The 22521-nt window shown below is 60.7% G+C and carries 19 protein-coding genes and 1 pseudogene; 12 read left to right on the forward strand and 8 right to left on the reverse strand.

Annotation, left to right across the window (positions count from 1 at the left end):
• Positions 1–7: 7 nt before the first annotated feature.
• The 3 genes from NKH99_RS09170 to NKH99_RS09180 all read right to left on the reverse strand — a co-directional run bounded on the left by NKH99_RS09170 (position 8) and on the right by NKH99_RS09180 (position 3193).
• Entirely contained in the window at positions 8–859 is an 852-nt protein-coding gene (locus NKH99_RS09170; RefSeq protein WP_023675945.1) for a carbohydrate ABC transporter permease, read from the reverse strand.
• Positions 856–1716, reverse strand: coding sequence for a carbohydrate ABC transporter permease (locus NKH99_RS09175; protein WP_254817930.1), 861 nt, complete (start codon positions 1714–1716; stop codon positions 856–858). The genes NKH99_RS09170 and NKH99_RS09175 overlap by 4 nt, the downstream gene beginning before the upstream one ends.
• Before the next feature lie 205 nt (positions 1717–1921).
• Positions 1922–3193, reverse strand: coding sequence for an extracellular solute-binding protein (locus NKH99_RS09180; RefSeq protein ID WP_023675947.1), 1272 nt, complete (start codon positions 3191–3193; stop codon positions 1922–1924).
• A gap of 106 nt (positions 3194–3299) precedes the next feature.
• Here NKH99_RS09180 and NKH99_RS09185 point away from each other — a divergent pair, with 106 nt between their 5' ends.
• Complete coding sequence (locus NKH99_RS09185) at positions 3300–4172, forward strand: helix-turn-helix domain-containing protein (RefSeq protein ID WP_352491733.1); 873 nt, start codon at positions 3300–3302, stop codon at positions 4170–4172.
• 9 nt (positions 4173–4181) lie between these two features.
• Here the strand turns inward: NKH99_RS09185 and NKH99_RS09190 are convergent, their stop codons facing one another.
• Positions 4182–5420, reverse strand: a complete 1239-nt coding sequence (locus tag NKH99_RS09190; RefSeq protein ID WP_353013712.1) for a M24 family metallopeptidase — start codon at positions 5418–5420, stop codon at positions 4182–4184.
• Positions 5421–5607: 187 nt separating this feature from the next.
• The gene (locus NKH99_RS09195; protein ID WP_023675950.1) at positions 5608–5946 is read right to left on the reverse strand and encodes a hypothetical protein; all 339 of its coding nucleotides are present in this window, start codon (positions 5944–5946) and stop codon (positions 5608–5610) included.
• A gap of 401 nt (positions 5947–6347) precedes the next feature.
• On the opposite strand from NKH99_RS09195, the pseudogene NKH99_RS09200 reads away from it, so the two are divergent.
• The 4 genes and pseudogenes from NKH99_RS09200 to NKH99_RS09215 form a co-directional block, all read left to right on the forward strand.
• Positions 6348–6652: pseudogene (locus NKH99_RS09200) on the forward strand (ferritin-like domain-containing protein); the annotation flags it as partial.
• 493 nt (positions 6653–7145) lie between these two features.
• On the forward strand, positions 7146–8360 hold the full coding sequence (locus NKH99_RS09205) for a glycosyltransferase family protein (protein WP_352450264.1): 1215 nt from the start codon (positions 7146–7148) through the stop codon (positions 8358–8360).
• 1 nt (position 8361) lies between these two features.
• The gene (locus NKH99_RS09210; protein ID WP_353013714.1) at positions 8362–9606 is read left to right on the forward strand and encodes a glycosyltransferase; all 1245 of its coding nucleotides are present in this window, start codon (positions 8362–8364) and stop codon (positions 9604–9606) included.
• Positions 9603–10781, forward strand: coding sequence for a glycosyltransferase family protein (locus tag NKH99_RS09215; RefSeq protein WP_353013716.1), 1179 nt, complete (start codon positions 9603–9605; stop codon positions 10779–10781). Before NKH99_RS09210 ends, NKH99_RS09215 begins: the two co-directional genes overlap by 4 nt.
• A 158-nt stretch (positions 10782–10939) precedes the next feature.
• Here the strand turns inward: NKH99_RS09215 and NKH99_RS09220 are convergent, their stop codons facing one another.
• A complete protein-coding gene (locus NKH99_RS09220) occupies positions 10940–11608 on the reverse strand; it encodes a class I SAM-dependent methyltransferase (RefSeq protein ID WP_352470917.1) in 669 nt (222 codons plus the stop codon).
• 85 nt (positions 11609–11693) lie between these two features.
• On the opposite strand from NKH99_RS09220, the gene NKH99_RS09225 reads away from it, so the two are divergent.
• From NKH99_RS09225 to NKH99_RS09240, 4 genes are all read left to right on the forward strand, one after another.
• Positions 11694–12059 (forward strand): hypothetical protein, encoded by a 366-nt coding sequence (locus NKH99_RS09225; protein ID WP_352470896.1) that lies wholly within the window; start codon positions 11694–11696, stop codon positions 12057–12059.
• A 17-nt stretch (positions 12060–12076) separates the two neighbouring features.
• On the forward strand, positions 12077–14791 hold the full coding sequence (locus tag NKH99_RS09230; protein WP_352500819.1) for an ABC transporter transmembrane domain-containing protein: 2715 nt from the start codon (positions 12077–12079) through the stop codon (positions 14789–14791).
• A 157-nt stretch (positions 14792–14948) separates the two neighbouring features.
• The gene (locus tag NKH99_RS09235) at positions 14949–15398 is read left to right on the forward strand and encodes a cyclic nucleotide-binding domain-containing protein (RefSeq protein WP_023675957.1); all 450 of its coding nucleotides are present in this window, start codon (positions 14949–14951) and stop codon (positions 15396–15398) included.
• 126 nt (positions 15399–15524) lie between these two features.
• Complete coding sequence (locus tag NKH99_RS09240) at positions 15525–16379, forward strand: MBL fold metallo-hydrolase (RefSeq protein WP_352470894.1); 855 nt, start codon at positions 15525–15527, stop codon at positions 16377–16379.
• 1 nt (position 16380) lies between these two features.
• Here NKH99_RS09240 and NKH99_RS09245 read toward each other — a convergent pair whose 3' ends face one another.
• Positions 16381–17205 carry a polysaccharide deacetylase family protein gene (locus tag NKH99_RS09245; protein ID WP_353013718.1) on the reverse strand — a complete coding sequence of 275 codons (825 nt, stop codon included), beginning with the start codon at positions 17203–17205 and terminating at the stop codon, positions 16381–16383.
• The gene (locus NKH99_RS09250; RefSeq protein WP_353013720.1) at positions 17202–18290 is read right to left on the reverse strand and encodes a glycosyltransferase family 4 protein; all 1089 of its coding nucleotides are present in this window, start codon (positions 18288–18290) and stop codon (positions 17202–17204) included. The genes NKH99_RS09245 and NKH99_RS09250 overlap by 4 nt, the downstream gene beginning before the upstream one ends.
• Positions 18291–18364: 74 nt before the next feature.
• On the opposite strand from NKH99_RS09250, the gene NKH99_RS09255 reads away from it, so the two are divergent.
• The 3 genes from NKH99_RS09255 to NKH99_RS09265 all read left to right on the forward strand — a co-directional run bounded on the left by NKH99_RS09255 (position 18365) and on the right by NKH99_RS09265 (position 22383).
• Complete coding sequence (locus NKH99_RS09255) at positions 18365–19543, forward strand: DUF3095 domain-containing protein (RefSeq protein ID WP_353013722.1); 1179 nt, start codon at positions 18365–18367, stop codon at positions 19541–19543.
• Positions 19544–19647: 104 nt separating this feature from the next.
• On the forward strand, positions 19648–20991 hold the full coding sequence (locus NKH99_RS09260; protein WP_352684407.1) for a nucleotide sugar dehydrogenase: 1344 nt from the start codon (positions 19648–19650) through the stop codon (positions 20989–20991).
• 51 nt (positions 20992–21042) lie between these two features.
• The gene (locus tag NKH99_RS09265; protein WP_352684409.1) at positions 21043–22383 is read left to right on the forward strand and encodes an adenylate/guanylate cyclase domain-containing protein; all 1341 of its coding nucleotides are present in this window, start codon (positions 21043–21045) and stop codon (positions 22381–22383) included.
• The last annotated feature ends 138 nt before the right edge of the window (positions 22384–22521 follow it).

Consider the following 22521-nt stretch of genomic DNA (forward strand, 5'->3'; position numbering starts at 1 on the left):
CTGATCCTTACTTGATGGCGCCGGCGGCGATGCCGGCAACGAAATGGCGCTGCAGAAGCACGAACACGACGAGCATTGGCGCCGTCAGCATCACCGCGCCCGCCATGATGCCGCCCCAGGACACCTTGGTGAGACCGATCAGCGTGCCGAGCGCCACGGGCGCGGTCATCGCGCCCGGCTTGGAATTGATCAGCAGCGGCCAGAGGTAGTTGTTCCAGGAGGCAAGGAAGAGGATGATGGCGAGCGCCGCCAGCATCGGCCGCGCCAGAGGCAGTGCGACGAACAGGAATATCCGCCATTCCTTGACGCCCTCGACCTTGGCGGCGTCGAACAGCTCGTGCGGCATCATCGAAAAACTCTGCCGCATGAAGAGCACGCCCAGCGAATTGAACAGCGGCGGCACGATCAGCGCCACCCAGGTGTTGGCGAGCTTGAAGTCGCGCGCCACCATGATGAATTGCGGGATCAGCACGACCGCATAGGGCAGCGTGATGGTGCCGAAGATGATGGCGACGACCATGCCCTTGCCGAAGAAGTTGTAACGCGCCAGCGCCCAGCCGGCCATCGAGGTCAGCATCACCGACAGGAAGGTATAGGTCACCGCCACCGAGACGGAGATGCCGATGGCGCCGATGAAATTGGTGCCGCGCTGCAGATTGCTGACATTGTCGAGGAAATTGCCATGCGGCAAAAGCTCGATATCGGGGCTGAAGATGCCGTTGTCGGGCATCGTCGAAAAAACCACCATCATCCACAGCGGAAACAGCCAGACCAGTGCCAGCGGCGTCAGGAACAGATGCAGCGCGATGCTGCGTCCCAATCTGGCCTGGGAGCGGCTGACTCTTGAGTGCGAGGTCATTTCGGTTCCCTCGTCAGCCATATCTGCACCAGCGAAATGGCAATCGCCAGCCCGGCCATGGTGTAGGCGACGGCCGAAGCGTAGCCGAAATTGAGCGACCGGAAGCCCTGGCGGTAAAGCAGCAGCCCGAGCGTTTCGGTGCCGCCGCCCGGCCCGCCGCGCTCGGTGATCAGGAAGGGCTCGGTGAACAGCTGCATGGTGCCAATGATCGACAGCACGGCGCAGAACACGATGATCGGCTTGAGCAGCGGCAGCGTGATGTAGAAGAACTGTTTGACCTTGCTGACCCGGTCCAGGGTCGCCGCCTCGTAGACATCCTCGGGAATCGACTGCAGGCCGGCGAGCAGGATGATGGCGTTGTAGCCGGCCCAGCGCCACGTCACCGCCATCATGATCACCGCCATCGCCGGGGTGACATTGGTAAACCAGTCGACACTGGGCAGGCCGATGCTGTTCAGCAATTTGTTGATGATGCCGTAGTCGAGATTGAACATCAGCCGGAAAACCGCCGAATAGGCGACCTCGCCGACCACGACCGGCGCGAAGAAGGCAAAGCGGAACAGGCCACGGGCCTTGAGCAGTGGCGAATTCAAAAGCACCGCCATCACAATCGCCAGCGAAATCATCACCGGCACCTGGATGACAAGGATCAGCAATGTGTTCTTCAAGGCATTGAAGAAGGCCGGATCGCCGATCAGCCGGCCCCAGTTGAAGGTCGGCGCGAAGCGCCACGGCACGGTGCGCGTCGCCTGGAACGAGATCAGGAAGGAATCGATGATTGGCCACAGCCAGAAGATCGAAAAAATCAGCAGATACGGCGCGAGAAAGCGATACGCCGTGGCGTTCTGGTAGCGCATCGTTTTCCTCCTTTCTGCTTTCAAGTTCTTGCCTTCTCCCCTTGTGGGAGAAGGTGGATCGGCGCGTAGCGCAGAGACGGTTGAGGGGTGATGGCCGGAGTGCCGCCGGCGCCAAGCTGGAGCACCCCTCATCCGTCGCCTTCGGCGATACCTTCTCCCACAAGGGGAGAAGGGGAGCCGCGCGCTCGGAGCCGCCTCGTCTAGATCACGACTTGACCGGCAGGCCGGTCGCCGCGGCGATCTGGCTTGCGGCATCGTCGAGCGCTGCCTTGGCGTCGGGATAGCCGCCGGCCAGATATTTGGTCTGCACCGCGCGGATGATGATTTCGGCGTCGCTCTGGAACGGCGTGCCGCGGCTGGGGACGACCTTGGGCAAGGTGCCGAGGATGTCCTTCCACACGGCTTGGCCACCCCAATAGGGCAGGCCTTCGGAGACATAAGGGTCGTTGAGCGCCGAGATCAGCGACGGCACCAGGCCGAAGCCTTTCAGCATGGTGATCTGGCCCTCATTCGTCGCAAGCGTGTATTTCAGATAGGCGTAGGCGGCTTCCTTGTTCTTCGACACCGAGGTGATGGCGAGCGAGGAGCCGCCGAGATTGGCGGCGCGCGGACCGTCGGCGGTCAGGCTCGGCATCAGATAGACGCCCCATTTGCCTGCCCCATCGGGCGATTCGGTGCGCACGGTGCCTTCATACCAGCCGCCATACATCTGCGTGGCGACCTTGCCGGCGGTGTTGTTGGTGATCTTGGTGCTCCAGTCGGCAGAGGAAATGATGCCGGCATCCTTCATCTCCTTGATCTTGGTCATGGCATCGACGCATTTGGGCTGGTTGACCGTGATCGATTGCCCGTCGGCGGAGAAGTAGGCGCAACCCTGCTCGTTGGAGATCATGCGGAAGAATTCGGAATCGCCGTTGAAATCGGCGTTGGTCATCGTGACGCCGGGATTGGCGGCCTGGATTTTCTTGGCGGCGGCGATGAAGTCGTCCCAGGTCTTGATCGAGGACGGATCGACGCCAGCCTTCTCGTAGAAGTCGCGGCGGTAGAACATCGCCACTGGACCGGAATCCCAGGGCATCGCATAGGCCTTGTCGTCAACCTCGAGCTCGGTACGCTTGAAGTCGGGGAATTTTGCCTGGTCTTCCGCGGTGTAGCCGAGCGTATGCAGGTCGACGAAGCAATCCGGGAACTGGCTCCAGTAGTTTTCGGCTTCGCCGTTCTCGATCGTAACGATGTCAGGCAGCCCCTCGCCGCCGGCGGCACAGCCGGCGATTGATTTGTCGTAGGTCGGCTGGTTGCCAAGGTCCTCGACCGTCACCTTGATGTCGGGATACTGCTTGTTGAAGCCCGCTATGGTGGCCTTCAGCGACGAAGCGGCGATATTCCAGCTCCAGATCGTGATTTCACCGGACTGCGCAAAGGCCGGGCTGGAGCCCAAGGCAAGCGCGAGCGCGGCGCAGGTCAATTTTATGCGCATTGAAATCCTCCCATTTCAGTTGCTCTCTGTTTGCGAGCGTGGCTAGACTAGGCCTCGGGAAAGCCTTGTCCGCGACAAAGGGAATAAGAAATGAGCGGAAAGTAAGATGCCGGAAAGGCCGTTTTACCAGCCTGGCGCCAGCAGCGTGGAGGGCCTGCCGCTGCTGCTGCAGATGTTCCACACCCAGCCCCTGGTGATGCTAAAGCCGCATTGGCACGCCCAGGTCGAGGTGAATTTCATCGTGCGCGGCGCCGTGCATTACCGCATGGACGGGCACGGGCTTTCGCTTTCTGCGGGTGACATGTGCCTGTTCTGGGGCGGCCTGCCGCACCAGATGGACGAAGCGTCCGACGATGCCATCTATGCCGGCGCGCATTTGCCGCTGGTGCATTTCTTCCGGCTGCATTTGCCCGTCGATGTCCGCAACAGGCTGATGACCGGCGCGACGCTGGTGACCGACGCCACCGACCGGTCGGACGACCACAATTTCGAGCGCTGGAATCGCTATGCCCGCTCCGGCGACCCGGTCAAGGCCGAGCATGCCGTCAACGAGCTTTTGCTGCGGCTGGAGCGGGTGCGCTTCGAGCCTTACCGGCTGGTGCCCGAAACCCCGGTCGAACAGGAGATAGGCAGTCCCTTCGATCAGCAATCGCTGCGCAATGTCGGGCGCATGTGCGACTTCATCGCCGAGAATTTCCTCTACGAGATCGATTGCGTCGACATCGCCGCGGCGGCCGATATCCATCCCAAATACGCCATGAGCATATTCAAGAAATCGACCGGCATGACGCTCAATGAATATGTGAACTTGCTGCGCCTCAGCTACGCGCAGGCGCTGCTGATGCATCAGGATGCCAATGTGCTGCGCGTCGCCATGGAATCGGGCTTTGGCTCGCTCAGTGCCTTCAACAAGTCGTTCCGCAAGCTTTCCGGCATGTCGCCGTCGGATTTCCGCAGGGGCGTGGCCAGCGCCAGATAACGGCTGGATTCAAGCGATAATATCCAGGCGCCTCGGCAGGCGGTTCATCGGCGACGGCCCGTTGGCGGTGATCAGGAACTGGTCCTCGAGATTGAAGCTGGCGAGACCGTCGATGTAGAGCGGGATTTCGAATGCCAGCACCATGCCGGCCTCGATCACGACATTGCTGTCGGCCGAGATGAACGGCCATTGCTCGGAAAAAACGGAATTGCCGACGCCGTGGCCGAAATGGCCGCGGCGATAGGAACGCAGGCCCTGGCGCGCCAGGCTTTCGCTGGCGGCGCGATGCACGGCGGCTAACGGCTTTCCGGGCATAAGCGCGGCAAGCCCGTCGGCGAAGGCGCGTTCGGCTATCGCATGCAATTCGGCCTGTTCGGGCGACGGCGGCCCGAAGGTGAAATTCCGCGACATATCCGAGGCATAGCCGTTCACGCTGCACACCATGTCGGCCTTCAGCGGATCGCCGGCGGCGGCGACGGCGTCGGCGCCTTTTGGGCGAGCGCCCAGCGTGACGTATTCCGCCGTCGAGATTTGCTGCGACGACCCGGCGGCTGCATCCGCGACGCCTTGCCGGTAAAGCGCGACCAGCTCAGACTGACGCATGCCGGTCGTCGCATGCTGCTGCAGCCGCGACAGGCCGGCTTCCGACAGGGCGATGCCTCGCTGCAGAAGGTCGATCTCGCTCTGCGATTTGATTGCCCGCAGCCTGTCGAGAACCGGCGAGCCGTTGACCAGGGCAGTGCCCGGCAACATTGCCTGCATCGCGGAAAAATCGCTGGCCGAGACGAAATCCAGCTCGATGCCGAGCGTCGCACGCTCCAGCCCGAATTCTGCGAGGATCGTTTTCAGCTCGCGGACGGAGCGGGCAAGCTCGAAGGTCGCCGGACGTGAAAAACCGGGGGCGCGGCCAACCAGGCCGGCCTCGATGCGCTGCGCAACAGGCCGGTCGGCCGTCGCCGGCTCGAGCGACGCCGATTCGATCCAGATCGCATGCGTGCGCAGCACGGCGCCGGCCATCGCCGCCCGGAGCCGGGCAGCCTGGAAATCCGCCACCACGACGCCGAGCGGCAGGTCGCCTCGCTTGGGAATAACGACGAAACCGGCACCGGCCCGCCGGAACAGGCCGGCCGGGCCGATCCAGGCACCGGTGGCATATTGGAACGCCTCGGGCTCGCAAAGCACCAGCGCCTCGATGCCGGCGCGCTGCATCAGGTCAGTTGCGCGCTCGCGGTCGACAAAGCCGGCCATGGGATCTCCTCGAATGCACTCGAATCCGACGCCGATGCGGCGTCGTTTGGCCTTAGCGTAGCTTCAGTGCCGCCGTGGAGCAGCTTTTTTCTGGAAGCGCTGTTCACCTTGAGAGTTCGTCGTCGGGAAACGAAAAAGCCGCGGCGAACCACGGCTTTCAACGCGACAAGTGGTCTGTTTGGAATGCTTACTCGGTTTCGTCAGAGGTGTCGTCGGCAGTGTCTGCCGCGTCTTTCGCGGCCTTCCTGTCCAGCGCTGCCTGCAAGGCCAGCGTAGCCTGCGGTGAGGCCGGTGTCGTGGCAACGACCGCCATTGCATGAGCAACGCCGGTCGTCGACTTGTCCTTGGCCGCGGCGGAAGTGGCGGCTCCGTGTCCCTGCGAGCCGGCCCCGGCCGAGTTTCCGCCGTTACCGTTGCTGCCGCCATTGCCGTTGCCATTGCCATTGCCCCCGGGAGCAGCGAGTACCGGAGATGCGACAAGGGTGAGAGCGGCTACAGTCGCGAATAGACAGGTGCGCGTTTTCATAGTTCCTCCTTCGAGTCGCCCTCCCGCCAGGATGGGTTTCAGATGAAAAACGTCAGGACTTTCGAATCCGAAAGTCGGCTGTTACCTAGCTTTGTTCAAATACAGTATTCTACAAGACGGACCTTGGTCCGAAATCGATACGCAAAAGTCCTGGATTTTATCGACAGCGTACTTCGGACGACCGCAGCGGCGGGATTTTTGCTGCCGGCAGATCCGGCGCCGCTACAGCGCAGTGTGCGTCGGCTGACATCAGGCTAGGGTCGAGGAAACCTAGTTGCTCGACCATCGGTGAGATCATTCAAGGCGATTGAGAAACATTCCACATCTCCTGAAGTTGGGAGCGCAGGTGCGCTTTTGAGGTGCCAAAATGTTTGATGCCGGCGGGCTTTTGGGAGGAAGCCATGATCCGCGTCACGCCTGCATTTCGTGTTTCGCGCCGCCGCGCGTTGCAGTTTGGCCTGGGAGCAACGCTCGCTTCGGCCACCGGCCTTGCCCCGGTTTCCCGGGCCTATGCGCAGGATGAGGTCAAAGACGAAGACATTTTTTTCCGGTTCGCCCTCAATCTCGAATATATGCGGAAGCCGAATATTACCTGCGCGGTACAACCGGAAAAGGGATCGAAGACTCGGATACTGGCCCGAAGGCCGGCGCTGTCGTTGGCGGCAAACAGGTCAGCTTTGACACGCCTGCAATCGGCGAGTTCATGTGCCCATGGCGTCCAAAAAGCTAGTGAGTTCAATTGGCTCGCCCGAAAAGAGTCGAACTCCTGACCCTTAGATTCTGGTCTGAGAAGTCAAGATCTAGGCGGTTCGAACGTGTCCCCTACTCCGTCAACGCTCCGGCTTCCCACCGCCAAGGCACATCATGGTTTAGGAGCTTGGCTTAGACGCTCGAAGTGAAGTACCCAGCCCATACCTTATTCCATTCTGGAGTTTCCACGTTTTTCGCAGCGGTCAAGGCCGCCGAGAATCCGAGATGGTCAATACCAGTGAAATGATGCAGGTTCTTCTGGACCACGTGGCAAGCAGGCCGCTGAGCAGACGTAGCTTCCTGGTTTCAGCATATGGACCCTCTTTGTAATACGAATTGAAAATTGCGCCCTCATGTTTCAGAACAGGTCGGTAGACCCGCGAGGATGATTTCGAATCCTGCGGGTCGCTCACGGTCCTCAAGGCGAGAATTCTAAGAGACGTTCAACAATGACCCAGCACGCAGAAAACGCTCGAATTCTCATGTACAGCCACGACACGTTCGGGCTCGGCCATTTGCAGCGCTGCCGGACTATCGCGCATTCGCTGGTCGAGGATTTCCGCGGACTTCAGGTGCTCATCATTTCGGGTGCGACTATCGCTGGCGCCTTCGATTACCGCGCCCGTGTCGACTTCGTGAAGATCCCCAGCGTCATCAAGCTGCGCAACGGCGAATACACGTCGCTGGAAAAGGACATCGATCTGCATGAGACGCTAAGGATGCGCCAGTCGATCATCCGCCATACAGCTGAGACCTTCCGGCCCGATATCTTCATCGTCGACAAGGAACCGCTCGGCCTGCGCGGTGAGATTGAGGACACGCTGTCCTACCTCAAGACGCGGGGCACCACGCTGGTGCTTGGCCTGCGCGAGGTGATGGATGCGCCGCATCTGCTCGAAGCAGAGTGGGCACGCAGAGACGTGATGCGCAAGATAGGCGTCTTCTATGACAAGGTCTGGGCCTATGGTCCGCCGGATTTCTACGATCCGTTGACGGGCTTGGATGTGCCCCCGGCTGTCAGGGCAAAGATGAGGTTCGTCGGGTTCCTGCAACGGAGCCTGCAGCGGAACGAGTTGCCCGGCCACCGGCCCGAGGGCGACTATATCCTCGTTACTACCGGTGGCGGCGGTGACGGCGCCGATCTGATCCACGACGTCATCGATGCCTATCAGCAGGATCCGCAATTGCAGCATAGAGCCCTGATCGTGCTTGGGCCCTACATGCCGGCGCGCAAGCGCAACAAGCTGCTCAAGAAGGGGTCCAAGATCCCTTACATCAAGATCATCGAGTTCGACAACCGCATGGAAGACCTGATTGCCGGCGCCAAGGCGGTAGTGGCGATGGGCGGCTACAACACCTATTGCGAGATACTGTCTTTCGACAAGCCGGCGCTGATCGTGCCGCGCGTCGAGCCCCGCCGGGAACAACTGATCCGCGCACGGCGCGCAGCCGAACTCGGCCTCATCGAGATGCTTTTGCCGGAAGAAGCCGAGGATTCCCGGCGGTTTGCCGATGCACTGAAGGTGCTGCCGGACCGGCCCCGCCCATCGCAGAGCAATCCGCATCTGACGCTGGAAGGGCTGCCTCATATTTCCGAAATCGTCGCGGAACTGCTCGACCGGCGGGCCGGCCATCACCTTTCGGTCATTGAAGGAATGACCTGAGTTGCAACACCGCAAGATCGTCGTGGTTCTGAAGGGTTATCCGCGGCTGTCCGAAACCTTCATCGCGCAGGAACTGCTCGGTCTTGAGCGTGCGGGGTTCGACCTGATACTCGTCGCGCTCAGGCGGCCGACCGACGAAAAACGCCACCCCGTGCATGACGAGATCAAAGCGCCCATCCATTATCTGCCGGAATATCTGCATGAAGAGCCGCTGCGCGTGCTTCGCTCGCTGTTTGCCTATCTGCTGCGTCCGGGCTTCTGGCGCGCGCTCGGATCGCTGGCTGCCGATATGCCCCGCGACTTTACGCGCAATCGCGCACGGCGCTTCGGGCAAGCGCTCGTGCTGGCGGCCGAATGGCCGGAAAACGCAGGCTGGCTGCATGCACATTTCGCGCACACGCCTGCATCGGTGACGCGCTATGCCAGCCAGCTTCGTGGCCAGCCCTGGACCTGCTCTGCCCATGCCAAGGACATCTGGACTTCGGCGGACTGGGATCTGGCCGGCAAGCTTTCCTCGGCGCGCTGGACGGTCACCTGCACGAAAACCGGCTTCGACCGTCTGAAAAAACTCGCGAACGGCAACTCGTCCGTGCATCTGAGCTATCATGGGCTCGACCTTGATCGCTTCGGCAGTTTCGGCGAGGCGCGAAAGCAGCATGACGGCTCGGCTCCGGACGAACCGGTTGTCGTTCTGAGTGTCGGGCGCGCCGTTGAAAAGAAAGGTTACGATACGTTGCTGGAGGCCCTTGCCCTGCTGCCCGGCGATTTGGCGTGGCGTTTCGAGCATATCGGCGGCGGCGAAGAACTGGAACGGTTCAAGGCGCTGGCGCAAAAGCTCGGCCTGGATGGTCGCGTCTCTTGGAAAGGCGCGCTTGCGCAGGAGGAGGTGCTTGAGCACTACCGCCGCGCCGACATCTTCGCCCTGGCCTGCAGGATCACCGCAAATGGCGACCGCGACGGTCTGCCGAATGTTCTGGTGGAGGCGGCTAGCCAGCGGCTTGCCTGCGTGTCGACCGATATTTCCGGCGTGCCGGAGCTTTTATCGCCGGATGAAACCGGGTTGCTGGTTCCGACGGAAAACCCGCTTGCCCTGGCACGGGCGCTGGAGCGCCTGATCCGAGATCCCGTGCTCCGCGACCGCCTCGGCGACGCCGCAGAGCGGCGCGTGCGCGCCAATTTCGATCACATGGCAAGCATTGGACAGCTCAAGGAACTGTTCGAGCGGGAGTGGCGGGCCGCCGAATGAAGCGGCTGCGCGCTTTCTTCTATGTCCAGCACCTGCTCGGCATCGGCCATCTCGCGCGCGCCAGCCGCATTGCGGCGGCTCTGGTCGATGACGGGTTTGACGTTACCGTCGTGACCGGCGGAGCGCCGATCGCCGGGTTTCCGGGACTGGGTGTACAATCTGTAACCCTGCCACCTGTCACCTCCGGTGATGAAGGATTTTCGGGACTTGTCGACCTGCAAGGCAACCCGATCGACGATGATTTCAAGAAATGGCGTTCAGAGATGCTGCTGCAGGCATTCCGGGATTGCAGGCCTGATATCGTCATTGTCGAGGCGTTTCCATTTGGACGCCGGCAGATGCGTTTCGAACTCTTGCCGCTGATCGAGGCGATCGACGCGACGTCGCCCAGACCGCTGCTGGCGACGTCCGTCCGTGATATCCTCCAGGAGCGCGTCAAGCTGGGCCGAAACCAGGAAACGGTCGATCTCATCAACAGGCATTTCGATCTTGTTATGGTCCACGGCGATCCGGCTTTCGCAACCATCGACAAGACATTTCCACTGGCTGGAGCGATCAGGGCCGAGGTCGCCTACACGGGGCTCGTTGCCGCGCCGCCATCGCCCGCGGCCTCCGAGCGCTTCGACGTTCTGGTGTCGGTTGGCGGCGGGGCTGCCGGAAAGAGCCTTGTCAGATCCACCATCGCAGCGGCGCGGAATGCCAACAACGCTTGGAAATGGTGCTTGATCACCGGCCCAAACCTGCCGAAAGACGAGTTTGACGCGATCGCACGCGATGCCACGCCGGGCCTGTCCATCTTCCGGTTCCGCGAGGATTTCGCCAGCCTGCTGACCGGCGCCCGCCTGTCAGTCTCGCAGGCGGGTTACAACACGGTCTGCGATGTCCTGCGCGCGGGTTGTCGCTCCCTGCTCGTCCCATTTGCAGCCGGCGGGGAAACCGAACAGACGGTTCGCGCCCTGATGCTCGAAGAACTCGGTCTTGCAACGGTGCTGATGGAAGAGGACCTGACGCCTGAAGGTTTGGCGCAAGCGATCGAACAAGCGCTTGTGGAACCGACGCCATCCGCGCATCGTCTCGATCTGGAAGGCGCGCGTCGCTCCGCGCAAATCCTGCGTGAGCGGCATCGAACATGGTCCCTAAATGTGGGGCCCGGTTTCGGAAAAGTTCATGATTGAACAGACGATAGATCCTAGAGCGGTTCATCGTTTCACGCAGAACCGCTCTGTCTCTTTGTTTTGACGCAATTCCGGACGGAATTCGTGCGACGCGCTTCATGTCCTGTTTTTATGCGTGTCGTTGTCCCAAACCGCTACGCGCTTTTGGGCGAAATACATTAAACAGTTCCAATCAGCATGAAGCGCGTATAATTTTTTGTCGGCAGTTCGCCGGAGAACCGCACCTCCCGTAGCGCCGCCATTTCCTCGAAGGCTGCAAGCGAAGCCACGCAGTTGATGTGCGTCGGCTCGCTGAAATAATCGTTCGATTGCAGCAGTACATTCGTGCCCGGCGGAAGCAGAGCAAGCCAGGCGCGCAGATCGGCTATGTGTTCGCAGCTCGTATTGATCATCAGATCGGGCCGCCCGGCCGCATAGTCGAGTGCGTACATATCTGCCGTCAGCGCCCGGAACCGGTCGCCGGCTTCCCGGTTGAGGGTCCGGGCGACCGGCGCGACTTCGGGATCGATGTCGATACTATCGACCGCCGCGATGTCGAAGCGGGCGTCGTTGAAAAGCATTGCCGGCAATACGCCGTACCATCCACCCAGAACCCATATGCGTCCGAAGCGGCCGCCGCCGCTTTCGAACAGCCTGTCGAGCGCCCACATCTTGCAGGCGACCTGCTTGTGGTTGAAGGCGTTGGCGATATCGGCCTTCGGATGCTTGGCGACGACCCGCGCCAGCCCTGCCACGAGAGGGCAGTTGACATAAGCAGCAATTCCCCGCGTGAGGTCTAAGGCTTGCTCGTGCCAGTCCATGGCATTGCGTGGTTGCGTGACATCCATCATAATTCGTCTTGTATGTTGGGATTTTGGGCGACACAACGCAATCTTGCCTCCCGCAAGACTGTTTGATTCCGCGGACGTGATCATGCTGCAAGCCGCTTGGCTATTGCCCGGTGCCGGAGAGAGCCTGTTGCATCTGTCCGGATCATCGGCGTCCATCCGCCAGCACCAGCCGCGCAGCTGCGGCCTCGTGCCGCTCGGCTGTTCGCCAAAGCCCTACGAAAGCCGCGGACCGTTTGGCCAGCCGCTGTCTTCGCCGATCAACAATGCCCATGTCGATGCCATCGACCATGCGTCGGAACTGGATCGCGCCGCCTCGCAGGTTTCTTGCATCGTTGAGCGCAGGACAATGTCCGTGCACAGCAGCTTCGAGCTTGTCGTTGGCGATGAAGAAATTGCCGATACGCCATTCGCCAGCAGGTGCTTTTACATCCTGCATCCTTCCAACTGAAGGGTCCACAGTCGCATATGGAAGCCAGCCTAGCCCGCTATATCTGGACGCACACCAAGAAGCAGCAACTCTGGATATTGATGATCGTCGTGCTTTCGATGATCCCGTATTTCATGTCCTTCGACCTGCCGAAGCTGATCGTCAACGGACCGATCCAAGGTCGCGGCTTCGAGCAACCGGGCGCGACCCAGCCATTCATGAGGCTACACTATAACCTGCCGTTCGTTGGAGAGGTCCAGTTCTTCTCCGGTTTTCAGCTCGACCGCAAGGAGACCCTGTTTGCCCTGAGCCTTGTGTTCCTCTTGCTAGTCGTCATCAACGGCCTGTTCAAATTCTACATCAACACCTACAAGGGCCGCCTCGGCGAACGCATGCTGCGGCGTATCCGCTTCGATCTGGTCGACCGTGTGCTGCGTTTTCCGCCGGTTTATTTCAAGCGGGTGAAATCCGCCGAAGTGGCGACCATGGTGAAGGACGAGGTGGAGCCGCTGGGCGGCTTCATCGGCGACGCCTTCCTGCAGCCGGTACTGCTCGGCGGCCAAGCGCTGACGGCCATGCTGTTCATCATGATCCAGAACGTCTGGCTCGGAATGATAGCGGTCGTGATCGTGGCGATCCAGATCGTGCTCATCCCGCGAATGCGGCGGCGGCTGATCGTGCTCGGGCGCCAACGGCAGTTGACGGCGCGCGCGCTTTCGGGCCGGGTTGGCGAAATCGTCGACGGCATCGGCGCGGTTCACGTCCACGATACATCAAACTACGAGCGCGCCGACATAGCTGCCCGGCTCGGGCTCATCTTCAAGATCCGCTTCGATCTTTACCAATGGAAATTCATGGTGAAGTTCCTCAACAATTTTCTCGCGCAGCTCACGCCCTTTCTGTTCTACATGATCGGCGGGTATCTGGTCCTCGAGGGGCGGCTGGACGTCGGCCAGCTCGTGGCTGTGATCGGCGCCTACAAGGACCTGCCCGGACCGATGAAGGAACTGATCGACTGGGATCAGGATCGGCAGGATGTCCAGGTCAAATATCAACAGGTCGTTGAACAGTTCACCGTCGAGGGTCTCATCGCGCCGAAAATCGGGGCATTGACGATCGACGATCCCGATCCGATGACCAAGCCGCTGTCGGCGATCAATCTGTCCGTAGCAGACGATGGCGGTGCAATGCTCCTCAACCGTATCTCCCTCCAGGTCAAGCCGGGTGAGACGGTGGCACTGGTCAGTACCGCAACAGGTGGAGCGGAGGCGCTTGCAGAAGCCTTCGCGCGGCTGACCTGGCCGGACAGCGGAAGGGTCGCTTCGGGCACCGACGACCTGCTTGAACTCCCCGAAGCAGTAACCGGCCGGCGCATGTCGTATGCCTCGTCGGATGTTTTCCTGTTCCAGGCAAGCCTCCGCGACAACCTGCTCTACGGGTTGAAGCATGCGCCGCTGACATCGGTGCCTTATGACGGTGCTGCGGCAGATCAGCAACGCTGGAACATTCACGAGGCGCGCCGGTCGGGCAATCCGGATCTTGATATCCACAGCGACTGGATCAACTATGCTTCCGCTGGCGCTACCGGCCCGCACGACCTCTTTGAAGCCGTGCGCCGGGTGCTCGACGCGGTTGTTCTGTCGCGTGACATTCTGGATCTCGGCTTGCGCTCTTCGGCCGACCTCACGCGTCACACGGAGCTTGCCAGGCGGATCGTCGAACTGCGTGCGGCGCTGCGGACCCGGCTGGAACAAGAGGGGCTGAGCGGACTGGTGGTTCCTTTCGAACCGGGCGCCTACAACAAGGAAGCAACGATCGGCCAAAACCTGCTCTTCGGCGCTGCCGCCGGCCCTGAACTGGCCGACAGGGCGCTGGCGGCCAATCCCTATTTTGCTTCCGTGCTGAGGCAAGCCGGCCTCGACCGAACGCTCTACGAAATGGGCTTGGAGATCGCCAAACAGGCGATCGAGCTGTTTGCCGACCTGCCGCCCGATCACCAGTTCTTCCAGCAGCTCGCCTTCATGAGCGCGGAGGAGATACCCGCCTACGAAACCTTGCTGCAACGGCTCAAGAACCGTCCCTACGAGGCGGTTTCGGAAAACGATCGCGCCATGATCGTTACCTTGAGCTTTGCCTACATCGAGCCCCGGCACCGCTTCGGCCTGCTGAGCGACGAGCTGATGAGCAAGATCGTCGCTGCACGCAACCGGTTCTATGAAGACCTGCCGCCCGAGCTGCACAATGCGGTCGAACGGTATGATCCTGCCAAATACATTGCCGCGGCCACCGTCATGGATAATGTCCTGTTCGGGCGTGTGGGCAACAATCATCCCGACGCGCCCGACCGCATACGCTCCATCGTCTATGACATTCTTGACGAACTGGGGCTTTATGGCGAACTTCTGGATGTCGGCCTGGACTTCAACGTCGGCTCCGGCGGCAGGCGGCTGACCGGTGGACAGCGACAGAAGCTCGATGTTGCCCGAGCCTTGCTCAAGCGTCCCGATTTTCTCATTCTCAACCGGCCGCTATCGGCGCTCGACCAGCGCATGCAGGATAAGGTGCTGCGAAATGTGCTCGAGGAAGCCAGGCGCGACGGCCATTCGCCGGCAATTGTGTGGGTCGTGACGAGTCCGGCAATGGCGATGATGTTTGATCGCGTTATCGTCTTCGACTCGGGTCAATTGGCGGAAGACGGAACACACGAGACACTTTTGGCAGGGAACGGTATCTTCAAGGAACTGTTGTCATAGAGCAACGGATATTCAGCTGGGATCATTCTGCCGGTGCACGACATCGGGCTCGCCACCTTTCGCGTGGTTTGTCTCGCCATCCCGGAAAGAGAATTGATTCCATCGGGGCGTCCGTTGCTCTAGTCTGGCAAACGCGAATTTTGGAAGGTTTGCGACAATGCTGCTCAAGGATGAAGTTGGAATGCTGCAACGCGTTCCCTTGTTCTCTGCCATCGAGCCGACAAAGCTCAAGCTGCTTGCGTTCACATCCGATCGTGTGAGCTACAGCGCCGGCCAGATCCTTTTCCGACAGGGCGACGAGGGAGACGCCGCCTATGTCATCCTTTCAGGCAGAGCGGATATTCTTGTCGATTCCGACAGCGGACCGATAAAAGTTGCCGAACTGGAGCCAAATTCGATCGTTGGCGAGATCGCCATATTGTGCAACAGCTCCCGCACTGCCACCGTCAGAGCGGCAAGTCCGCTGGAAGCCCTGAGAATCCGCAAGGATCATTTCCTGAGGCTTATGAGGGAGTTCCCGGAAATGACCATCGAGATATTGCGGGTTCTTGCCGATCGCCTAAGCCATACGACCGCGGATCTGATCGACGCACGAAGCGCCAAATAACGACGGACGTGCGCTCGATCCTCGCCGTCGTGACGGCACTGTCCTCTCGCTGAGAAGATCACCCGGAGAAAGCCTGTCTGTCTCGCCTAGCAGCAGTTGTTTGGATATGATGGGCGAAGGGGTAGCATGGACGACAACGTTTTCCTGGTCAGGTTTTGGGGTGTCCGCGGCAGCATTTCGGTATCAGGCCCAGAATTCTCTCGCTATGGCGGCAACTCAATCTGCGTCGAGATGCGATGCGGTAAGCATACGCTTCTGTTCGACGCAGGCTCTGGCCTAAGGCCAGCCGGCGCGGCGCTTCAGGCGTTGGGCGTGACCGATTTCGACCTGCTTTTCACCCATTGCCATTACGATCACATCATCGGGCTGCCGTCTTTTGCGCCGATCTATGACCGGGGCGCCAAGGTTACGCTTTGGTCCGGGCATCTTGCAGGACACATGACGACCCGGCAGATGGTCGATGAGTTCATGCGGCCGCCGTGGTTTCCGGTGAAATTGGAGGCCTGCAAGGCAAGCCTCGACTATCGCGATTTCGTATCCGGAGACGTGCTTCGCCCGCGCGAAGGGGTGGTGGTCCGAACCGGCAGTCTTATGCATCCGGGCGGCTGCATAGGCTACCGGGTCGAATGGGGTGGCGGCGTCGTGGCGGTGATCACAGACACTGAGCACGACCCGGACAAACTCGATCAGACGGTGCTCGGCCTGATCGAAGATGCCGACCTTGTCATCTACGATTGCACCTACACCGAGGAGGAAATGGAACGCCGCCGCGGTTACGGGCACTCGACGTGGCAACAGGGCGTCAAACTCTGTGAGGCGGCAGGTGCGCGGAGGCTTGCGCTGTTTCACCACGATCCGACACGCACCGACAAGGAACTGGACAAGATCCAGAAACTGGCCAAGGACAGGTTTACCGGCGCTTTTGCCGCGCGGGATGGCCAGACGCTCAACATTCCAGTCTCATTGCGCAAAAAGCGCTGAGCTATTTTCCTCTATCTCTTTGTCTTGACGCAATTCCGGACGGAAACCGTTCACACTTTCCTGGAATTGTTCCACCGGCGCTGCGCCCGATCAATGTCCTGATCGGAAGCCATGCGCAGGCTTCAGTCTGTGCGGTGACTGTGAACAGCCGTTCGAGGAAGAGCCAGGCCGATTCATCATGTACGAGATGGTGGGTGAGCAGGCCCACGGGTTCGCCCCCATCGAATGCATGCTGCAATTGCGCGATGATAGCCTGAACCAATAGGCCATGATCGCGGCAGCCGCGCGTGCCATGCCAATCCATGATGTCGACATTGCTGTTGATGACCGCAAGTGAAGCCGGCGTTGGCGGCCCATAGACCGACAATGCCGAAAATCCTATCGATCCAAGGTCGGATACCAAGCCGGCGTCGATCCTGTTCCAGGGTGGTACCAGCATCGGAACAGCACGTGCGCCGTGCAGGCCGGTTACGTGCGCCAGCCCGCGAGCCAGATCATCGAGCACCGCCTCGCGTGGCCGATGCGCGCCGAGCTCCTGCTTCTTCTGGCCCTCGGGCGCATGATTTCGGTGCGCCCAGCCATGGATGGCGACCGTGGCATGCGGCGCCTCGTCAAGCCGAACGACAAGCTTCTCGTCAGTCAGGGCGGGAATGACGGCCAGAGTCACCGGAACCGCGAATTCACCAGTGAGGTCGAGCAACCGATCAAGCGCAGGCGTCGGATCCACGGCGTCATCGTCGCGCAGCCAGAACTCTGCCTTACGGTCCGCCCGTTGCCGGCTCGCCAGTTCCTCCACCAAGGGTTGCCAGATCTGATCGGATGTCATGAGACCGGGATCTTTGCAAGAAGTTCGGCCAGACGCGCCGCCGCAGCACCGAGAGAACGTTCTTCGAGGATGAAACGTCTGGCTTCTGCGGCCATGATGGATCTTTCGTCGTTACGGGCCAGAAGCCTTTCAATGGCAGAAGCGAACGCCGCCACATCGCCCGGCGGGGTGAGAAACCCGGCCTGGCCATCCCGCACGACCTCCGGCACGCCGGCGATGTCCTGAGCCACAACCGGAAGGCCGGCGGCCTGTGCTTCAAGATAGGCAACGCCATAGGCCTCGCCGAAACCCGGCCAGACGTAAATTCCCCCACTGTAGAGGACATCCGGCACGGCGGCTGGCTCAATCGCGCCAAGCCATTCGATACGGTCGGCGGGCAAGCTGGCGAATTGCGCTTTGATCTCCTCGCGGGCAGGTCCGTCCCCGACGACCGACATCGTCCAGGGCAGGTGACCGATCGAACCGAGCGCCTGCGCCAGCATGCCATAGCTTTCGACTTTGTCGCCCGGGCGCATCATGGCGACGGTAACGAGGCGCGTCGGACAACCCCGTGCCGGGGTTTCCTGGAATAGCGATGTGTCGATGAAAGGCGAAAGCATGCCGAAAGCGGCGTCGGGTACCGCATCTGCCAGTCCCTGACGATCCCTTTGCGTGAAGCAGATGTTCAGCGCCGCCTGTTCGACGGCTCGCGCCACCAACGCTTGCGTATCGGCCCACAAACCGGAGTTGCGCCGCCTCGAATAGGAGGCTTCCGCTGTCACATAGGGGACACCAAAGGCCAACGCCAGTTCGGGCCCGATCAGGTCGGGTGCCTTGTAATAGGGATGATAGGTGAACCACAGATCGGGCTTGCCGTCACGATCCCAAAGCCTTGCCAGCCGCGCGGCTTCCTCCCGGGCCTCGATCTTGAGCGCATCGAAACTTTTCGAATCCGGTTCGCGTAGATAGAAGCGCAATTCGGATGCCAATTCGACGCTATGCCTTCCATGCTCCAGTGCCTTGACCAGCATCCGTGCCATCTGGCGGTCGCCGGAGGCAACGGGATGATTGGGCGACTTCAGCGGCGCATAGAAGGCAATTCGCATCGCCGGACCCTATCATCGGAAAGCCTGCGCAAGTCAATTTCGAAGCATGATCGACTTCACCCTCAAGCACTGGAATGTGCTATCTGATGCTCATGGAAACAGCTGCCGCGTCCGATCCGTTTGTTGCTTCTCTGCCGGTCTTCGCAAAGTTCGAAAGCGTTGCCGATATCGATAACTATCGGCCTCTCCCCGATGGCTGGGCGCTGGCCACCGCAGACATCGTCGGCTCGACCAAGGCGATCGAGGCGGGGCGCTATAAAACCGTCAATATGGCCGGTGCCAGCGTCATTTCGGCGCTGCTCAATGCGCTGGGTAGGCAAGATCTTCCCTTTGTCTTCGGCGGCGACGGTGCGCTCGTGGCGTTTCCCGGCTCGGCGCTGGAGATCACCCGCAACGCGCTGGCGGCTGTCCAGAGATGGGTGGCGGACGAACTGGACCTGACCTTGCGTGCCGCAATCGTGCCGATAAAGGATATAAGAACGCAAGGCCTCGACGTTCGCGTGGCGAGATTCCAGGCCTCCGATGCGGTCTTCTATGCCATGTTCGCCGGAGGTGGCGGCAGTTGGGCGGAAGCCGAGATGAAAGCGGGGCGCTACCGCATCGATCCTGCGCCGGCCGGCGCGCGGCCGGACCTGACCGGCCTCTCGTGTCGCTGGAACCCGATCGAAGCCCGGCATGGCGAAATCGTCTCGATCATAGCCATACCGGGGGCGTCGCGCGACTTGCGCGGTTTTCAGTTTCTGGTTTCCGACATCATCGCCCTTGCCGGCAGGCAGGAACGCGATGGCCACCCGGTGCCGGTGAACGGGCCGGACTACAGTTTGCTGCCCGCCGGCCTCGATATCGAGGCGCGGGCCACGGCGCCGGCAGGACGGCGGTGGCTGTCGAAGCTGTGGATAGTGTTCCTGATGACGCTTACGGCTGTTACGGATAGATATGGCTGGACGATCGGCAGATTCGATCCGAAGATCTACAAACGCGAAGTGGCCAGCAATTCGGATTTCCGGAAGTTCGACGATGGCTTGAAGATGACCATCGACGTTGACGCGGATGTGTTGCAACGGATCGAGGACCGGCTGAAACAGGCGGAAGAGGCGGGCATCTGCAACTATGGCCTGCACCGCCAGAAATCGGCCTTGATGACATGCCTCGTCGCATCGCCGCTGCAGCGCGATCACGTTCATTTCATCGATGGCGCCGCCGGCGGCTATGCGATGGCTGCCGCAAGCCTTAAGGCGAAGGTGCCGGTCTGACGCTTGCGGACATCGATTTTCCGCAATATGCCTCGGGGCTCTTGTGAGCGGTGAACCTCACCATGGAAGCGGACGGCCTGTCCGAATTAACAGAAAGCAGATTGTTGGACGCCTCACGATCGATATATGACCGTCTTCTGACCCGGATTTCGACGCGCGCCGCGCAAGTCGGCGTGATCGGACTGGGCTATGTCGGGTTGCCGTTGGCGGTTGCGATCGCACGCGCCGGCTTCCCGGTTTCCGGCTTCGACATCGAAGGCCAGAAGGTCGAGAGCCTGAACAACGGACAATCCTACATCGAGGCGGTGACGTCGACAGCTCTTGCCGGCCAGGTGGCAAGCGGACGGTTCCGCGCCACTGCGGATTTTGCCGAACTGGCCGTCTGCGATGTCATCATCATCTGCGTTCCGACACCACTGACGAAACACCGCGAGCCGGATCTCTCCTTTGTCAGGAACACCGCAGGCACCATCGCGAAGCATCTGCGTCTCGGCCAGCTGATCGTGCTGGAATCGACCACCTATCCCGGCACCACCGACGACGTGATCAAGCCCATCCTGGAAAAAACCGGCTTGCAGTCGAGAATAGATTTCTTCCTCGGCTTCTCGCCCGAACGCGAGGATCCCGGCAACCGCAGCTTTGAAGTCGCGACGATCCCCAAGGTCGTGGCAGGTGACGGCATTGAAGCGGCGACGCTCGTGCAGGCTTTCTACCATGGCGTGGTCAAGACCGTCGTTCCGGTTTCCACCACGGCGACCGCCGAGGCGGTCAAGCTGACGGAAAACATCTTCCGCTCGGTCAACGTAGCCCTCGTCAACGAGTTGAAGATCGTGCTCGGTGCGATGGGAATCGACATCTGGGAGGTGATCGAGGCGGCAAAGACCAAGCCCTTCGGCTACATGCCTTTCTATCCCGGCCCTGGACTTGGCGGGCACTGCGTTCCGATCGATCCCTTCTACCTGACGTGGAAGGCTCGCGAATACGAACTGCCGACCCGCTTCATCGAGCTGGCGGCAGAGATCAACACGGCCATGCCGCGTCATGTGGTCGATGAACTGGCGAAGGCGCTGGACCGGCGCTGCGGCAAGGCGCTCAGCCGCTCGCGCATTCTCATCATCGGGCTCGCCTATAAGAAGAATGTGCCCGACATCCGCGAAAGCCCCTCATTGCGGCTCATTGAACTCATCGAGGAATGGGGCGGCAAGACGGAATTCCACGATCCGCATGTTACCGAAATCCCGGCCACACGGGAGCATATGGCGATCAAGGGGCGTCGCTCGGTCGAATTGACCGAGGCGGCCTTGAAGGATTTCGACGCTGTCGTCGTTGCAACCGACCACGACGCGATCGACTATCAGGCGATCGCGGATCACGCTCTACTGATCGTCGACACACGCAATGTTTTTGGCCGCCTCGGGCTAGCCCGAGAGACGGTGGTGAAGGCCTGACGGCGTCCGAGCCGGCGAATTTGTGGCGGATCAAGGAGATTTCGAGATAGCATGAGCACAGCGCAAGCAGAAATTTCTGCCATTCTCATGGATAAGGTTGCCGATTGGCTGACCCAATCGGCGTTGGCGGGCAACGACCTGGAAACATTGGTAAGGGGCTTTTGTGAACGGCTGGCTGCTGCCGGCCTGCCGTTGAAGCGGGTGCATTTGAGCTTTTCGATGCTTCATCCGCTTTATGACGCGCTCGGCTTCACCTGGCTCCGCGGCCAGGGCCTGGAAGTGGAAGGCTTCCGCAAGGAGAACGGCGTTCATTCCGACAGATTCCTGACCAGCCCATACTACCATCTGCTTAGCCATAAGCTCGACCATCTGCGGCGCCGGCTCGACCCGTCGGTGCCGTCGGAATTTCCTGTTTTCGATGACCTCAAGCTGATGGGCGTCACCGATTACATGGCTTTTGTCCATCCCTTCAGCGGCAACACCAGTCAGGGCATGATCGGGTCTTGGTCCACCGACAGTGCTGCAGGCTTCAGCGACAGCATGATTTCGGCGCTGCTGCGTATCCAGAACCATCTCGCTATCGCAACCAAGATGGCGGTGCTCACCAAGCTTGCCGACAACATGATGACCACTTATCTCGGCGGCGACGCCGGCAGGCGCGTGCTCGAAGGCCAGATCAAGCGCGGCGAGGGTGATACAATCCGGGCGGCACTGGTCATGGGCGACATGCGCGGGTCGTCAAGACTTGCCGAAACCTCCGGCCGCGAAGTCTATATCGATACGCTGAACCAGTTTTTCGACGCCGCTGCTGCACCTTTCAATCGCAAGGGCGGGCAGATCATGAGTTTCATAGGTGATGGCTTCATTGCCGTCTACCCTTGCGCAAGGCACCGTTCACAGTCCGAGATCGCCTGCCAGGCTGCTCTTGCGGCAGCGCACAAGGCCACCGCGCGCATGATGGATCTCAATCTGCGCAGAAAGCAGCAGGGATTGAGCGACATAAACTATGGTATCGGCCTGCATGTCGGCAATGTGATGTTCGGCAATGTCGGGCTTACCGACCGGCTCACATTCTCTGTCTTCGGCTCGGCTGTAAACGAGGTCCAGCGCCTCCAGACCCTGACCAAGAAATATCCGCACAGCGTTCTCGCCAGCAAAGACTTCGCCAGCTATTGCGGCGCCAACAACTGGCTGGCGCTCGGCATGGAGGAACTGGCGGGCATCAGGCAGAAGCTAACGGTGCTTTCACCCGATTTGTCGGGTGCTCTCGCACTCGATGAAGACGGTGCGCTGGAGCCGATTTACGACCGCATATCGGACGCCGAGCAGGTCATGCTGCTTCATCGCAATGCCGCGCGGCCGTCCGCGGGCGACCCGAGGAAGCTCCAGTAACCGCCACGATCTGATCCGAACGCGTTTGGTATGCAGTCCGGTCGCCGGTTCCGCCAGGGAACTGGCGACTGTTCGAATCCAAGTTGCTCTAGGCTGGCAATGCGTTAGTCTCGCCTTCTGGACGTGCCAGAGTGGGGG

The sequence above is a fragment of the Mesorhizobium sp. M0854 genome, assembly GCF_040319815.1.
GTDB lineage: Bacteria > Pseudomonadota > Alphaproteobacteria > Rhizobiales > Rhizobiaceae > Mesorhizobium.

What these genes read in the sequence shown, in the direction of transcription:
- NKH99_RS09255 (WP_353013722.1), top strand. Translation starts at nt 18,365, where the DNA reads ATGTGCTATCTGATGCTCATGGAAACAGCTGCCGCGTCCGATCCGTTT.
- NKH99_RS09180 (WP_023675947.1), bottom strand. Translation starts at nt 3,193, where the DNA reads ATGCGCATAAAATTGACCTGCGCCGCGCTCGCGCTTGCCTTGGGCTCC.
- NKH99_RS09190 (WP_353013712.1), bottom strand. Translation starts at nt 5,420, where the DNA reads ATGGCCGGCTTTGTCGACCGCGAGCGCGCAACTGACCTGATGCAGCGC.
- NKH99_RS09185 (WP_352491733.1), top strand. Translation starts at nt 3,300, where the DNA reads ATGCCGGAAAGGCCGTTTTACCAGCCTGGCGCCAGCAGCGTGGAGGGC.
- NKH99_RS09240 (WP_352470894.1), top strand. Translation starts at nt 15,525, where the DNA reads ATGGACGACAACGTTTTCCTGGTCAGGTTTTGGGGTGTCCGCGGCAGC.
- NKH99_RS09265 (WP_352684409.1), top strand. Translation starts at nt 21,043, where the DNA reads ATGAGCACAGCGCAAGCAGAAATTTCTGCCATTCTCATGGATAAGGTT.
- NKH99_RS09215 (WP_353013716.1), top strand. Translation starts at nt 9,603, where the DNA reads ATGAAGCGGCTGCGCGCTTTCTTCTATGTCCAGCACCTGCTCGGCATC.
- NKH99_RS09235 (WP_023675957.1), top strand. Translation starts at nt 14,949, where the DNA reads ATGCTGCTCAAGGATGAAGTTGGAATGCTGCAACGCGTTCCCTTGTTC.
- NKH99_RS09225 (WP_352470896.1), top strand. Translation starts at nt 11,694, where the DNA reads ATGCTGCAAGCCGCTTGGCTATTGCCCGGTGCCGGAGAGAGCCTGTTG.
- NKH99_RS09170 (WP_023675945.1), bottom strand. Translation starts at nt 859, where the DNA reads ATGACCTCGCACTCAAGAGTCAGCCGCTCCCAGGCCAGATTGGGACGC.
- NKH99_RS09230 (WP_352500819.1), top strand. Translation starts at nt 12,077, where the DNA reads ATGGAAGCCAGCCTAGCCCGCTATATCTGGACGCACACCAAGAAGCAG.
- NKH99_RS09250 (WP_353013720.1), bottom strand. Translation starts at nt 18,290, where the DNA reads ATGCGAATTGCCTTCTATGCGCCGCTGAAGTCGCCCAATCATCCCGTT.
- NKH99_RS09245 (WP_353013718.1), bottom strand. Translation starts at nt 17,205, where the DNA reads ATGACATCCGATCAGATCTGGCAACCCTTGGTGGAGGAACTGGCGAGC.
- NKH99_RS09175 (WP_254817930.1), bottom strand. Translation starts at nt 1,716, where the DNA reads ATGCGCTACCAGAACGCCACGGCGTATCGCTTTCTCGCGCCGTATCTG.
- NKH99_RS09195 (WP_023675950.1), bottom strand. Translation starts at nt 5,946, where the DNA reads ATGAAAACGCGCACCTGTCTATTCGCGACTGTAGCCGCTCTCACCCTT.
- NKH99_RS09220 (WP_352470917.1), bottom strand. Translation starts at nt 11,608, where the DNA reads ATGGATGTCACGCAACCACGCAATGCCATGGACTGGCACGAGCAAGCC.
- NKH99_RS09205 (WP_352450264.1), top strand. Translation starts at nt 7,146, where the DNA reads ATGACCCAGCACGCAGAAAACGCTCGAATTCTCATGTACAGCCACGAC.